At 60.8% G+C, this 13,816-nt stretch carries 12 protein-coding genes; 10 read left to right on the plus strand and 2 right to left on the minus strand.

Annotated features, from left to right (window positions below; genetic code table 11):
• The first annotated feature begins 104 nt into the window (after positions 1–104).
• The 4 genes from ACNJX9_RS14175 (at position 105) to ACNJX9_RS14190 (ending at position 5,383) form a co-directional block, all read left to right on the plus strand.
• On the plus strand, positions 105–1,628 hold the full coding sequence (locus ACNJX9_RS14175) for a hypothetical protein (RefSeq protein ID WP_439409283.1): 1,524 nt from the start codon (positions 105–107) through the stop codon (positions 1,626–1,628).
• Positions 1,629–2,256: 628 nt separating this feature from the next.
• Positions 2,257–3,522, plus strand: coding sequence for a CaiB/BaiF CoA transferase family protein (locus ACNJX9_RS14180; protein ID WP_439409284.1), 1,266 nt, complete (start codon positions 2,257–2,259; stop codon positions 3,520–3,522).
• Between the two features lie 64 nt (positions 3,523–3,586).
• The gene (locus tag ACNJX9_RS14185) at positions 3,587–4,816 is read left to right on the plus strand and encodes an acyl-CoA dehydrogenase family protein (protein ID WP_439409285.1); all 1,230 of its coding nucleotides are present in this window, start codon (positions 3,587–3,589) and stop codon (positions 4,814–4,816) included.
• A gap of 9 nt (positions 4,817–4,825) precedes the next feature.
• Positions 4,826–5,383 carry a flavin reductase family protein gene (locus ACNJX9_RS14190; RefSeq protein WP_057749612.1) on the plus strand — a complete coding sequence of 186 codons (558 nt, stop codon included), beginning with the start codon at positions 4,826–4,828 and terminating at the stop codon, positions 5,381–5,383.
• Between the two features lie 30 nt (positions 5,384–5,413).
• On the opposite strand, the gene ACNJX9_RS14195 is transcribed toward ACNJX9_RS14190, so the two are convergent.
• A complete protein-coding gene (locus ACNJX9_RS14195; RefSeq protein ID WP_439409286.1) occupies positions 5,414–6,322 on the minus strand; it encodes an NAD(P)-dependent oxidoreductase in 909 nt (302 codons plus the stop codon).
• Between the two features lie 178 nt (positions 6,323–6,500).
• On the opposite strand from ACNJX9_RS14195, the gene ACNJX9_RS14200 reads away from it, so the two are divergent.
• From ACNJX9_RS14200 to ACNJX9_RS14225, 6 genes are all read left to right on the plus strand, one after another.
• Entirely contained in the window at positions 6,501–7,484 is a 984-nt protein-coding gene (locus tag ACNJX9_RS14200; protein ID WP_057749606.1) for an ABC transporter substrate-binding protein, read from the plus strand.
• Positions 7,485–7,561: 77 nt separating this feature from the next.
• The gene (gene ilvD / locus ACNJX9_RS14205) at positions 7,562–9,256 is read left to right on the plus strand and encodes a dihydroxy-acid dehydratase (protein ID WP_271601373.1); all 1,695 of its coding nucleotides are present in this window, start codon (positions 7,562–7,564) and stop codon (positions 9,254–9,256) included.
• Positions 9,257–9,349: 93 nt separating this feature from the next.
• Complete coding sequence (locus tag ACNJX9_RS14210) at positions 9,350–10,195, plus strand: ABC transporter ATP-binding protein (RefSeq protein ID WP_271601372.1); 846 nt, start codon at positions 9,350–9,352, stop codon at positions 10,193–10,195.
• Positions 10,196–10,209: 14 nt separating this feature from the next.
• A complete protein-coding gene (locus tag ACNJX9_RS14215) occupies positions 10,210–10,977 on the plus strand; it encodes an ABC transporter permease (protein WP_057749596.1) in 768 nt (255 codons plus the stop codon).
• Positions 10,974–11,741: an ABC transporter permease gene (locus ACNJX9_RS14220; RefSeq protein ID WP_439409287.1), complete on the plus strand. Its 768-nt coding sequence runs from the start codon at positions 10,974–10,976 to the stop codon at positions 11,739–11,741. The genes ACNJX9_RS14215 and ACNJX9_RS14220 overlap by 4 nt, the downstream gene beginning before the upstream one ends.
• Positions 11,742–11,778: 37 nt before the next feature.
• Positions 11,779–12,825: a hypothetical protein gene (locus ACNJX9_RS14225; protein ID WP_057749590.1), complete on the plus strand. Its 1,047-nt coding sequence runs from the start codon at positions 11,779–11,781 to the stop codon at positions 12,823–12,825.
• Here ACNJX9_RS14225 and ACNJX9_RS14230 read toward each other — a convergent pair.
• Positions 12,822–13,814: a 3-hydroxybutyryl-CoA dehydrogenase gene (locus ACNJX9_RS14230; protein WP_439409288.1), complete on the minus strand. Its 993-nt coding sequence runs from the start codon at positions 13,812–13,814 to the stop codon at positions 12,822–12,824. The genes ACNJX9_RS14225 and ACNJX9_RS14230 overlap by 4 nt on opposite strands.
• Between the last annotated feature and the right edge of the window lie 2 nt (positions 13,815–13,816).

The following is a 13,816-nucleotide window of genomic DNA, read 5'->3' on the forward strand; positions in this document are numbered from 1 at the left end:
GATATCCGGTCCTCCACGTTGAGGTGCGAGGTGCTGTTGCTCGGGCGTCGGGTCATCGGGTCGAATTACTGGCCCCGTTAGGAAAGCCTTATTGTCTTCTGGCAATGATTTCCTATCCACTAGAAGAAGGTAGCTCGATTTTGGAGCTGATCCTAAAGGTCCGATGGACCATTGCAGCCTTCGTGTTCGCGACGGCTGCGGTTTTCGCTGTGGTCTATTTGGTTGTCGGAGGAGCTGTCTTCCCTACGGATGACGCCTTCATCAACTTACACAATGCGCAGGTTATTCACGACGGTCACGATGAGAATTACCTCGGAGTTCCCGCTCTCGTGGGAGCAACGAGCGGTGTACACCTCGTTCTGCTGCTGGCTATTGAGAAAGTAGTGTTCTCCGATACTGTCGCATTGTACGTGCTCGGCGCATCGTGCGGCGCCCTATATGTGCTCGGTCTATTTTTCGCCAGCATCAACGTTGGGTGCCACCGGTCGGAGGCAATGCTAATCTCTGTTGGCGGCTTGATCTTTGCGGGTACGCTGTTTCAGCTCTTGAATGGAATGGACACGGGGCTCGCGATGGCTGCAGTGGCTTGGAACATCAAGCTACTTACAGACAAGAGACGAACGATCTGGATCTCCCTTCTTTGCGGGATCATGCCATTTATTCGGCCGGAGCTTACACTTCTGTCTGTCGGATCGATGTCCATTTTGCTTCTTGAGAGCGGTACCTGCCGTTTCAAGATCGCGGCATGCACGACTTTGCTTTTAGGCGCTGTTCCGTTCCTGGTGTGGTACTGGTTCGACACGGGCTCCTTGGTTCCTAGCACTGTCGGCGCCAAGACGTACTACTTCGCAGACAGTTACGCAGATTGGCCGAACAAATTGCTCTTCGTGGCGTTAGCGATGGCTCGAGCGGCGGTGGCCTGCTTCCCACTCTTTCTCTGCGTTCGTTACATACGGCCGCGCTCCGCCGGTATCATGCTGGCAATGTTTGCGGCCATTTTCATCGGCTCGTATTTCTGGAAGTTCCCGAGTGGGCTCGCCCATAACGGAAGTCGATATCTCTACATATTTGTACCCATTATACTCTTCGGCGTTGCGTGCGGACTTAGTTCGGCGGCTCGCACAAAAACGCTCCGACTTATCTGGATTTCAATTTTCTTTCTGCCGTTAGGCTTTGGATGGCAACTTTCTGACTATTGGACACACATAACAGGACATCAGAAAAGCCTTTCCGACGCCGTGCGATGGATCAATGAAAATTTGCCTGATCGACCGAAAATATTAGTACATGACGCTGGCTATGTCGCGTACGCGGGGCATGCTCAGCTAGTCGACCTTGTGGGACTCAAGACGCCGGCCGCGATAGAATTTCACAAGCAGCTAACATACCCAAGTGCCGGGAAGCTAAGGTCAAAGGCGATCGCCGACATCGCCCGATCATTCAACCCGGAATATCTGTTGGCGCTACAAGAGTGGGACGAGAAATTCGGTCTCGTAGATGGTCTGCGCCAAGAGGGCTGGGCGGTGCAGGAGGTATACGCGGGAAGAGCCTCCGCGAACACGCCCGCTTCGGACATCTACCACATCTACAAGCTGAGGAAACCAGTCTCAGCTGTCAGCCAGAGCTAGCAAACATCCTCATTGCAAGGAGAATGTTCTAGGCGCTGAATGGAATCGACAAGTCATTGGATTGCTGTCTCTCATTGCATCTTTAGCGCGATGGCACTCGCTCACTGAGTTGGCAAGGTTGATTCGAAAGGGTCGGAGATAAGGGCGAACTTCCAGCACCTTCGGCGGTGGCGAAAAAGCGTGGAGCAGGCCCACAGCTATACTGTGAAGGCCGTTATTACGGTGATTGCCACTGGTCTGATGGGAGCTGTCTGGCTCGGAGTGGAGGTCATGCTTAGCAAGTGAGCTCCTCGTGGGCGGCGCCCCGCCGCACGACCGAATCGATTCGATGAATCATGCTATGTACAAAAATACTATCGTCGACACCTGACGATAGGCTCGCTGAATTGCATCGGCGAAGTTCTTCGACACTGCGGTGACGCCGGATTCTGACCGGGGAGTGTGGCGGCTTGTCTATCGGGGCGACGATGCGGCCGACGCGGCACGTCGATTTCAGACGTCACACCTGCTGGATCCCATTTGTGTATTGAAGCCTTGCGACTGAAGCACTTGCGGAGATTGCTCTCCCGGGCTTTAAATTCGCGTACAGAAAATCGGCGAACATAAGTCGATGTAAGGGAGCCCCGGGATGTCCACCAAGCCTCAATTGCCGGAACGCCCGCCGCGGGGGGCGGGAGGACCAACCGCGCTTGATGGCCTGCTGGTTGTCGATTTCACGCGCGTGGTTGCCGGCCCCGCCTGCACACAGACACTGGCCGATTTCGGGGCGCGCGTCATCAAGATCGAGAACCCCGATGGCGGCGACGACACGCGCGCCTATGAGCATGCCGAGGTCGGCGGCGAAAGCGCAGCCTATCTCAGCCTGAACCGCAACAAGGCCGGTATCGCGCTCGATCTCGCCGTGGCGGAGGCGCGCGAGATAGCGCTGGATCTGATCCGCAAGGCGGACGTAGTCGTGGAGAATTTTTCGAGCGGCGTCATGAAGAAGTTCGGCCTGGATTACGAGGCCGTCGCGCCGCTTAACCCGCGGCTGGTCTATTGCTCGATCTCCGCTTACGGGCGCACCGGACCATTTGCTTCACGCCCGGGTTTTGACCCTATCACGCAAGCCGAGAGCGGCTTCATGTCGCTCAACGGGTTCGCGGATGGCCCGGCGGTTCGTACTGGGCCGCCGATTGTCGACATGGCGACGGGGATGGCAGCCTGCAATGCCATTCTGCTGGCGCTGTTGGCGCGGGACCGGCTCGGCCGTGGGCAGCATGTCGAGGTCGCGCTGTTCGACGTCGCCATGGGGATGACGGGCTTCTATGGGATGGCCTATCTGATCAACGGCGAGAATCCTGGGCGGTTCGGCAATTCGCCGGCCGGGTCTCCCACTGTTGGTGTCTACGAGGCATCCGATGGTCCGCTCTACATGGCGTGCGCCAATGATCGGCTGTATCGACGGCTGGTGGTCGAGGTGCTGAACCGCCCGGATCTCATTAACGCGCCGCAGTTTGCCACCCGCAAAGCAAGGTCTGAGAACAAGGAGCTCCTGCGTGCCGCCATCGCCGAGGTCTTCGCAAGCGACACGCTCGAGAACTGGATGGCGAAGATGAAGCTGGCCAATATTCCGGTCGGCTATCTCCGAACGGTCGAGGAAGGGTTCAATGCGCCCGAAGCGCGCGAACGCGCGCGCCTGAGCCGGATCCCTCATCGTACCGCGCAGTGGGTGCCGAATATCGAGCCGCCCATCAGCATGAGCTTGACGCCGGCAGTTGATCCTGTGGCGGCGCCGCTGTTGGGCGAGCACACCGAGGGCGTCATGCGCGAGACGCTTGGTTACGACGCGAAGCGGATTGCGGCATTGGCCGAAAAAGGCGCATTCGGGTTGCGTAAGACCACATCGGACTGAGCGCAGCAACAGCTTGATTTGGCAGGGTTCCAGCCTCATAAATGCATGAGAGCGAGGGACGCGAATGGTGCCTGGTCAGGAGCCGAACATGGGTCAGTCGGGGGCGACAGACTCCGGCGAACGAGCTTATGCGGCGATGATTGCCAAGGCGCGGGCGCTCGTGCCGCAATTGCGGGAACGTGCGGTTCGAACCGAGGAGCTGCGGCACCTGCCGCCGGAGACCGAGCGCGACCTGCATGAAGCCGGCCTGTTCCGGATGCTTCAGCCGAAGCGTATCGGCGGCGCCGAGCTCGATTATGTTGCCCTGATCGATTGTGCCGAGTTGCTGGGGCAGGCCGACGCATCGGTCGCCTGGAATCTGGCTAATCTGGCGAGTCACCACTGGATGCTCGGCATGTTCGAGCAGCGTGCGCAGGATCTGGTCTGGGGCCGAGATCCGGACGTGCTGATCGCGTCATCGTTCATCTTCCCTGCCGGCCGTGCCAGGAAGGTCGAAGGCGGATACCGGCTGCGCGGAAGCTGGCCGTTTTCGTCGGGTGTCGGCTCCTGCGCATGGAACATGCTTGCGAGCGTCGTTTCGTCCGACGACGAGGCTGACGGGATCGAATACCGCATCTTTCTATTGCCCAAGGCTGACTACACGATCCTCGATACCTGGAATGTTGCCGGACTGCGCGGCACAGGGTCGTCGGATGTCGAGGTCAGGGATGCCTTTGTGCCCGATCATATGACCGTCGCGGTGGGGGATCTCGCGGGCGGCGCGACGCCCGGCAGCAGGGTGAACCCCAATCCGCTATACGCGCTTCCGGTCTTCTCGCTGTTTCCCTATGTTCTCTCGGGCGTCGCGCTCGGCAATGCACAGGCGTGCCTGGACGATTATGCGGAGGTCGCGCGTCACCGCATATCGACGTACAACCGCGCCAAGCTGAGCGACTTCCAGAGCACGCAAATCAAGATCGCGGAAGCTTCGGCCAAGATCGATGCCGCGCGCCTCATCATGCGCTCGGCCTGCACCGAGGCGATGGAGGACGCACGGCGCAACCGCACGCCCGATATGGTCACCAAGACCAGATATCGACGCGACGGTGCGTTCTCGGTCAATCTATGTACCGATGCAGTCTCGATGTTGTTCGCGGCGAGCGGGGCGCGCGGCCTGTTCACGACGGGCGTGCTACAGCGGCAATTCCGCGATGCTCACGCGATCAATTCGCACCTCGCATTCAATTTCGATGCAGCCGGAACTAACTATGGACGCGTGGCGCTCGGCCTGCCGTCCGAGAATCTCACCTTGTGAGGCCGGCCGATGAATGACCAGCCAAAGCATCCGGCCGCCGCTGATCCCGCCAACGAGTTCGCAAGCGACAACTCGCCGATCGACCCGCGTGATTTCCGCAACGCGCTCGGCACCTACGGGACGGGCGTCACGATCATCACAGCAACGGCTGCCGATGGAAAGCCGTATGGCATCACCTGTAATTCGTTCGCGTCGGTTTCCTTGAATCCCCCCTTGGTCCTCTGGAGCCTCGGCGTTTATTCATCGAGCCTGACCGTGTTTCAGAACGCCAGCCATTTCACGGTGCATGTGCTGGGCATCTCGCAGCAAGCGCTCGCAAACAAGTTTGCCAAGTCGTCCGAAGACAAGTTCGCGGGCGTGAACTGGACACCGGGTCTCGGCAATGCGCCCGTGCTGGCCGAGAGTGTGGCGAGTTTTCAGTGCCGATCCGTCAACCGCTATTATGGCGGCGATCACGTGATCTTTCTCGGTGCCGTCGAGGCCTATGCTTACAACGCACGAGAGCCTCTGCTGTTCGTGCGAGGGACTTACGGCCGATTCTTGGCCGATGACGCGCACAAGAAGTAGCCGTAGTGCGATTCAGGGACGCGGATTAGTTCAACGTTCCGTGGCCGAAAGCTTGTAAATTTCGAGTGCGTCCGCGTCTGCACCGCGTGCCGCTTTAGCCAGCCTGAAGATCTGCCCGGCAAGCGTCGCCATCGGCACCGGCGTCGACGTCGCCTGCGCGACATCGGCGACCGTATCGAGGTCCTTGAGCATCGTCGCGATGTGCCCGAGCGGTGGCGAGTGAATGGCCCGGACCATGCGCGGCACAAAGAGTTGAAGCGGGATCGAATCCGCAAAGCCGCCCGCGAGTGCTTCGGGAAGCCTGCTCGCGTCAATCCCGGCGTTCGAGGCAAGGCGCGTTGCCTCCGCAAGCACGGCCATCGCGCATCCGACGATCACCTGGTTGCAGAGTTTCGTGGTCTGGCCGGCGCCGGTCGGACCCATGTGGGTAAATCTGCGCGCCATGGTCAGCACATAGGGCCGTGCCCGCTCGATGTCTTCAGCCTCTCCTCCCGCCATGATGGCAAGCGTGCCCTCTTCGGCGCCCTTGGTGCCGCCGGACACAGGCGCATCGATCCAGCTTGCGCCGTTCGCAGCTTTCAACCGCGCCGCAAGATCGCGAGCGGCGTCAGGATGGATCGACGAGAAATCGACCACGAGCTTGCCTGCGCCGGGAGCCCCGGCAAGGCCCTCCGGCCCGAAGATTATCTCTTCGACAGCAGCGGCATCCGTCACGCACATGAAGAGGATGTCGGAGTTCGCCAATAGTTCACACGGCGTGCTCGCGCGATTGGCGCCAGCCTCGACAAGCGGTGCTACCTTGCCCTCCGAACGGTTCCAGACGCTGACGTGAAAGCCGGCTTTGAGCAGCCGACGGGTCATTGGCGTTCCCATCAGTCCCAGGCCCAGATAGCCGAGCCTTTCGACGCGTTGCGGGTTTGTCTTGCTCGCATCAGCCATAGGTTGCTTCCTCTTGCCGCAGCGCAGCGGCGCACGACCCTGGCCGAACCATACATGACGCATCCCGCAGCGAAACCGGGGCGACTTGCATGGCTTGCCTGATTGTTTGAACCATGAAACATTTGAATCGGTCGGGTTGGGTGGCGCTCATCGGCGCCGGAGCAACGGAGTGGGCACGATGCGGGCAGTTTCGAGGTGGATGCTGGCGGCAGGAACTGTGGCGGCCATGATCGCGGGCGCGAGCCCCTCATGGGCGCAGCAGACGATCCGCGTGGGCTGGACCATCCCGGCCGAGGAATCCAAATACTGGATGATGCGAAGGCCGGCCGAATTCCCGGATATCGGCAAGACCTACAACATCGAGTGGACCCAGTTTCAGGGCACCGCACCGATGACGCAGGCTTTGGCGGCCGGCGCTCTCGATTGTGCGACGCAGGCGCCACTGTCGCTGGCCAACGGCGTGGTCGGCGGCAACCTCAAGGCCTACATCGTGGCCCAGCACGTCTTCGAGAAGCCCGGTGGCTTCTCGGTCTACTGGGCGGTGATGGATGACTCGCCGATCAAGACGATTGCGGACCTTAAGGGCAAGACCGTCGGCATTTCCGTGATCGGCGGCGGCACGCAAGGCCCGTTCAACCTGCTTTTGAAGCAGAACGGGGTTGATCCTGCCAAGGACATCAAGCTGGTCGAGGTCGGTTTTGCCGTCTCCGAGGATGCGCTGCGCCAGGGCCGGGTCGATGCGGTCAACATGAACCAGCCGTTTGCGGCACGTGCGGAGGCAAAGGGCGGCACAAGAAAGCTGTTCTCACTGTCGCAGGCCATGCCGAACATCGTGCACATCTTGGAAGCCTGCCGCGCCGATTTCGTCGACAAGAATCCGGACCTGGTGAAGGCCTATGTTCGCGATATCACTTCAGGCATGAAGAAGGCACTGGCGAACCGTGAAGAAACCTTGAAGGTCGTCAATGAAGTCCTGAAAGCGCCCATTCCGGTGCTCGAGACCTACCTGCTCAAGGACAACGATTTCGGTCGCGATCCCGGCGCTGCGCCGAATTTCCCCGCGATCCAGAAGATGCTCGACATCTATGCGGACACAGGAATGCTGCCAAAACTGGATGTCGCGCAGTTCAAGCACGCGACCATCGTCGCGCCGCTGCAATAGGCCAGAGGTCGTTTGCAGGATCAGCGAAGTCGCAATGTCCCGCCATGTGTGGGGCAGTGCATCGAGACAGTGCAAGCATGAAGAAGTTGCGATCACGGATCACCACTGACGGGCTCGACCGCGCTCCGCATCGCGCCTTTATGCGCGCGATGGGTCTGGATGATGCCGCCATCGCCAAGCCAATGGTGGGCATTGTCAGCATGAAGGGCGAGCAGACGCCCTGCAACATGACCCATGACTTTCAAGTGGCTGCCGCCAAGACCGGGATCGAGGAGGCTGGCGGCACGCCGCGTGAATTCTCAACCGTCTCGGTGTCCGACGGGATCAGCATGAATCACGAGGGGATGAAGTTCTCCTTGTTTTCGCGCGAGCTGATCGCCGACTCGATTGAGGCTGTCGTCCACGGTCTCGCTTATGATGCACTGATCGGGTATGGCGGATGCGACAAGACGCTTCCGGGCGTGATGATGGGCATGGTTCGTTGCAATGTGCCTTCCATCTTCATTTATGGCGGCAGCTCGTTGCCGGGCCGCGTGGACGGGCGGACGCTGACGGTGCTCGACTCCTACGAAGCCGTCGGCAGCTTTATGACTGGAGAGATCGACGCCGCGACGCTCGAGCGGATCGAGCGCGCGTGCCTGCCGACCATTGGTGCCTGCGCTGGCCAGTTTACTGCGAACACCATGGGGATGGTGTCGGAGGCGATGGGCTTGACTATCCCCAACGTGTCGATGGTGCCCGGCGTCTATGCCGAGCGGGCGCAGATCTCGCGTCGCGCCGGGCGGCTGATCATGGAAATGCTGGAGCGTGGTGGACCGCTGCCGCGCGACATCGTGACGCGGAAATCGTTGGAGAACGGCGCGGCGATCGTCGCCGCGACGGGCGGATCGACCAACGCCGCTCTGCATCTGCCGGCGATTGCGAACGAGGCAGGTATTCGTTTCACGATCGATGATGTTGGCGAGGTCTTTGCCAGGACGCCCCTGATCGGAAACTTGCGGCCAGGGGGCAAACATACCGCCAAGGATGTTTACGACGTCGGTGGTGCAGCCGTGATAATCCGCGAATTGATCCAGAGCGGGCATATTGATGGCAGCTGCCTGACGATCACGGGACGTACGCTCGCGGAAGAAAATGGCGCGGCCAATGCGCCCGACGGGGAGGTCGTTTACGCGGCCCGCGCGCCGATCATGTCTGACGGCGGCGTTGCGGTGCTCAAGGGCAATCTCTGTCCCGATGGCGCCGTCATCAAGGTGGCAGGTCTGAAGAGCCAACTCTTCGAGGGTGCGGCGCGTGTCTTCGAGGATGAGGAAGCCTGTGTCGAAGCGGTTCGCGACCGCAGTTACAAGGCCGGCGAGGTCCTGGTAATCCGCAACGAGGGGCCGGTCGGCGGTCCCGGCATGCGTGAGATGCTTGGCGTCACTGCGTTGATCTACGGCCAGGGCATGGGCGAGAAGGTCGCCCTGATCACGGATGGGCGGTTTTCCGGTGCCACGCGCGGCATGTGCATCGGGTATGTCTCGCCGGAAGCGTTTGTTGGTGGCCCGCTGGCGCTGGTCCGCGACGGCGACAAGATCCGGATCGATGCCGCTGGCCGCCGCATGGACCTGCTGGTCGGTGAGCAGGAACTCGCTGCACGCCGACGCGATTGGAAGCAACCTCCGCCGCGTCATCGAGCGGGTGCGCTTGCAAAATATGCGCGTCTGGTCGGTCAGGCCCCGGACGGAGCAGTCACGCATGAGGGCCCGGTGGAGTGGCCGTGGTTCGACTGAGTGGCAAGTTTCTTGCTAAGCTCGTTCCGCTGTTGAAGGCCATTCGGCAGATCGGCTGCGTGACGTTCGCGGGTGAGTGAGGCGAGAGGCGGGATGAAGGTAGTGCCTTCAAGATCAACCGAATGGGTGCGACCGGTGACGTTACAGCAACCGGCTTCTGCGATCATCGAGATCGAACGCGTCTCCCAGGTTTTCCAGACCTCGGCGCGCAAGGATCATTTGGCGCTATCGGACATCTCCTTGACGATTGACGAAGGTGCATTCGTCTCCATCCTCGGTCCCTCCGGCTGTGGCAAGTCGACGCTGCTTTACATCGTCGGTGGTTTCGTCAACCCAAGTAGCGGCGCGGCGAAGATGAAAGGACAGGCGATCACGGGCCCGGGTCCGGATCGTGGACCGGTCTTCCAGGAGTTCGCGCTGTTTCCCTGGAAGACCGTTCTCGGCAACGTGATGTATGGGCCGCGCCAGCAGGGCGCGCGAACCAACGAAGCCGAAGCGCAGAGCCGCGCGCTGATCGAAATGGTCGGCCTCAAGGGCTATGAGAACTTTTACCCGAAGGAGCTGTCGGGCGGTATGAAGCAGCGCGTCGCGCTGGCCCGGACGCTGGCCTATCATCCGGAAGTCCTGTTGATGGACGAGCCGTTCGGTGCACTTGATGCGCATACGCGTACGCGCCTGCAGAATGATCTCCTCAATATCTGGGAGCGCGACCGCAAGACGGTGCTGTTTGTCACCCACTCGGTCGATGAAGCCGTCTTTCTCTCGGATAAGGTCGTGATGATGTCGAAGTCACCCGGCCGCATCCGGCAAGTCATCGATATCGACCTGCCACGACCGCGGCGCCGCAACGAGCTGTTGCTCGATCCGCGCTATCAGAAATACGTCGTTGACATCGAACGCATGTTCGACGAAAGCGACGAAGCCGGCTCGCCCTCGTGATCTCCTCGACTACCATGGCCAAACGTGCTGCGCCGGCCCTGGCCTGCATCGGATTGCTGGCAGTGTGGCAGGTTGCCTCGCTTGTGCTGAAGAGCGACAGCTTTCCAACGGCGATCGAGGCGATCCGCGCAATCCCGGATATCCTCGGCGACAGGGAATCCCTGATCAATATCCTGGCCTCGCTCCGTCGCATGGCGATCGGGTTCAGCATCGCGGTACTGGTCTCGATGCCCCTAGGCCTGTTGATGGGCCGTAGCCGGGCCGTCGCAGCCTTTTTTAATCCACTGCTGATGGTAATCTATCCGGTGCCGAAAGCGGCCTTGATGCCGATCATCATGCTGTGGCTCGGTGTCGGTGACATCACCAAAACCCTGGTGATCTTTCTCGGCGTCAGCCTGCCGGTGATCTATCACAGCTTTGAGGGGGCGAAGGCCGTGGAAGAGAAGATGCTGTGGTCGGGTGCGGCGATGGGACTTTCGCCGTTGCAGCGCTTGGTCCGGATTGTGCTGCCCGCAGCGCTGCCTGAGATTCTGACTGGATGCCGCACTGGCCTGGTGCTTGCGCTGATTACCATGATTACCAGCGAGATGATCGCGCGCCAATCGGGCGCCGGCAATATCCTGTTCAACGCGCTCGATATGGGCCAATACGACACGGTCTATGCGATGATCATCATCGTCGGCGCGATGGGCATCTGCCTTGATGCGGTCTTCGAGCGCGTCCGCGCAAGGCTTGTGCGCTGGTCCGAGCCTCAGTTCGACTTGCCGCTGAGCTTCTCATGATGTCGCGTTTCCTCTCAACGAACATCCTCTTGGGGGTCGCACCAATCGTGCTCGTGATCGCGCTCTGGCAAAGTTTGGTGTCGTTCGGCGTCGCGCCCGCCGTGTTGCTGCCGCCGCCAGGTTTGGTCTTCGGCCGACTGGTCCAGCAGCTTGAGACCTGGACTTTTCAGCAGGAAATCGCGGCGACCCTGGTCCGGTTGTTCGCCGGATTTGCTATTGCAGTCGTGCTCGGCGTCAGCATTGGGATTGCAGCTGCTGCCAGTCCCGCGATGAACGCCTTGGTTCGGCCGATCGTGCGGGTGCTTGCGCCATTGCCGAAGGTCGCGCTCTATCCAGCGCTATTACTGTTGCTTGGCTTCGGTCACGGATCGAAGATCACGCTGGTGACTGCGGACGCCCTCTTTCCGATCTTGCTTTCCACCTATTACGGGGCGTCGACGGTGGAGCAAAAGCTTATCTGGTCGGCCATGGCGGCAGGAACGCCGCGCTATGAGATCCTGTTCAAAGTCGTTTTGCCGGCGGCGATGCCGGCGATCCTGACTGGATGCCGGATAGGCCTTGTCATTTCCTGCATCGTGGTGTTTCTGGCCGAGATGATCACGTCGACGGACGGGCTTGGCCATGCGCTTGTCACGGCAGCGCGAACATTTCAGGCCGTTGACATGTTCGTGCCGCTGATCACCATCTCATTGCTTGGGTTGATCCTCAACGCGTTGTTGGGTGCGGTACGGTCGTATCTCTTGCGAGGCTTCCCCGAAGCGTGACCTGACGAAAAAGAAACCAGAAGACCGGGAGTGAACCATGCTGGCTGATCGCATCGAGGCAAAATGGATCGACGCATTTTGCGAGATCTTTGAGCGTTGCGCCGTCAAGTCCGGCGACACCGCGGCGATCCTCTCGGAAACTCAGTCGCGGGCATTGAACGTGCATTTGGCGGAGCTGGCGCTGTTGCGGATGGGCGCGCGGCCTTTTCATGTCGTGATGCCGACGCCGCGCAATCGAAATGTCGTTCCGGTTCGCTCGACGGGGGCGAGCGAGGCGATCCAGCGGTTGGGTCCTGTCATCAGCGCGCTCCAGCAGGCTGGCTTCGTGGTGGACTGCACCATCGAGGGCCTGATGCACGCGGTGGAAACACCGGAAATCCTGAAGGCCGGCGCGCGCATCCTGGTGATCTCCAACGAGCATCCCGAGGCGCTGGAGCGCATGGTGCCGGACCCCGCGCTCGAGAAGCGCGTTCGTGCGGCCGCAAAGATGCTGCGGGGAACTAAGCGAATGCGGGTCACCTCTAAAGCCGGCACGGCGCTCGATGTGGACATGGTGGGCGCTTCCACGGTCGGCGTCTGGGGGTGGACGGACAAGCCGGGTACGCTGGCGCATTGGCCAGGCGGCATCGTTGTGAGCTTTCCGAAGAGCGGGACGATCAACGGCACGCTGGTCATGGCGCCCGGCGATATCAACCTCACCTTCAAGCGCTATTTGACGTCGCCGGTCAAAATGACCTTGAAGGACGATTACGTCGTCGAGCTGGAGGGCGAGGGCACCGATGCCGCGCTGATGCGCGCCTATCTCGCCGCCTGGGGGGATCGGGAGGCCTATGCCGTGTCGCATGTCGGCTTCGGCATGAATCCGGCTGCGCGCTACGAGGCCCTCTCGATGTACGACCAGCGTGACACCAATGGCACGGAGATCCGCGCCGTCTCGGGCAACTTCCTGTTCTCGACCGGCGCGAACGAATTCGCCGGACGTTACACTGCAGGCCATTTCGACTTGCCGATGATGGGAACGACCATCGAGCTCGATGGCGTCGCGGTCGTTCTGGAGGGTGTCCTTCAGGACGTCTTCGGCTAGTTGCGGTCGAGCACAGGCGGACGAGCCAGGTCGAAATGCCGGAGCAGGTCGACCATGGCCTGGAGCCGTTTTGCGCGATATGCGTCTACGTCCATCCCTGAATAATCGAGGAAGCCTGCACCGGTGCGCAGGCCGATCCGGCCTTCACGCATGTTGCGCGAAATGACCCCTGGCGCGCGATAGCGGTCGCTGCCGAGCGCGCCTTCGAGATATCGGCTGGCGTAGTACAGAATATCCCCGCCGCCCCAGTCGATGAATTCGAGCAGCCCGAGCACGGCATAGCGAAAGCCGAAACCATAGCGGATCGCCTTGTCGATTTCTTCGGCGCTCGCGACGCCTTCCTCGACCATGCGGGCGGCTTCGTTCATGGCCAGCGCCTGGATGCGCGGAACGATAAAGCCGGGCGTCGCCGCACAGACCACCGGCACCTTGCCGATGCCTTCGAGCAACGTCTTGACCGCGTTGATGATGGCTGGGTCGGTTGCCTTCCCGGGCGACACCTCGACCAGCGGGATCAGATAGGCCGGATTTAGCCAGTGCACGTTGAGGAAGCGGCGTGGATTCACGATGGCATCCGACAGATCGTCGACGAGGATGGTTGACGTCGTGGAAGCAATGATTGTGTCCGGACCGATCTGCCGTGAAGCCGCCCCCAGCACGTCGCGCTTGAGCTCGACGATCTCAGGAACCCCTTCGAAAATGATTCCCGCCTCGGAAAGGGCAGGGCCGCTCTGGCTGGCCGACACCACCGAGACTCTCGCGATCAGCGGATCAACGTCCGCCTCGGTCAGCAGTCCCAGCTTGGACAGGCTTGCGAACGTCTTTCTGATCTCTCCGAGTGCATCGGCCTCCAGCCTGGCAAATTCCTCTGCCGAGCGGGTCTTGATGTCGATCATCGTGACCGTGTGTCCCGCATAGGCAAACGCGACGGCAATGCCGCGCCCCATGCGACCGGCTCCGAGACAGGCGATCTTGGCGCGGCTGGTCATCG

It is taken from the genome of Bradyrhizobium sp. BLXBL-03 (genome assembly GCF_051853015.1).
Classification (GTDB): domain Bacteria; phylum Pseudomonadota; class Alphaproteobacteria; order Rhizobiales; family Xanthobacteraceae; genus Bradyrhizobium; species Bradyrhizobium manausense.

Coding starts and splice junctions, on each gene's coding strand:
- ACNJX9_RS14175 (WP_439409283.1), top strand. CDS start 105: ATGATTTCCTATCCACTAGAAGAAGGTAGCTCGATTTTGGAGCTGATC.
- ACNJX9_RS14180 (WP_439409284.1), top strand. CDS start 2,257: ATGTCCACCAAGCCTCAATTGCCGGAACGCCCGCCGCGGGGGGCGGGA.
- ACNJX9_RS14185 (WP_439409285.1), top strand. CDS start 3,587: ATGGTGCCTGGTCAGGAGCCGAACATGGGTCAGTCGGGGGCGACAGAC.
- ACNJX9_RS14190 (WP_057749612.1), top strand. CDS start 4,826: ATGAATGACCAGCCAAAGCATCCGGCCGCCGCTGATCCCGCCAACGAG.
- ACNJX9_RS14195 (WP_439409286.1), bottom strand. CDS start 6,322: ATGGCTGATGCGAGCAAGACAAACCCGCAACGCGTCGAAAGGCTCGGC.
- ACNJX9_RS14200 (WP_057749606.1), top strand. CDS start 6,501: ATGCGGGCAGTTTCGAGGTGGATGCTGGCGGCAGGAACTGTGGCGGCC.
- ilvD (WP_271601373.1), top strand. CDS start 7,562: ATGAAGAAGTTGCGATCACGGATCACCACTGACGGGCTCGACCGCGCT.
- ACNJX9_RS14210 (WP_271601372.1), top strand. CDS start 9,350: ATGAAGGTAGTGCCTTCAAGATCAACCGAATGGGTGCGACCGGTGACG.
- ACNJX9_RS14215 (WP_057749596.1), top strand. CDS start 10,210: ATGGCCAAACGTGCTGCGCCGGCCCTGGCCTGCATCGGATTGCTGGCA.
- ACNJX9_RS14220 (WP_439409287.1), top strand. CDS start 10,974: ATGATGTCGCGTTTCCTCTCAACGAACATCCTCTTGGGGGTCGCACCA.
- ACNJX9_RS14225 (WP_057749590.1), top strand. CDS start 11,779: ATGCTGGCTGATCGCATCGAGGCAAAATGGATCGACGCATTTTGCGAG.
- ACNJX9_RS14230 (WP_439409288.1), bottom strand. CDS start 13,814: ATGACCAGCCGCGCCAAGATCGCCTGTCTCGGAGCCGGTCGCATGGGG.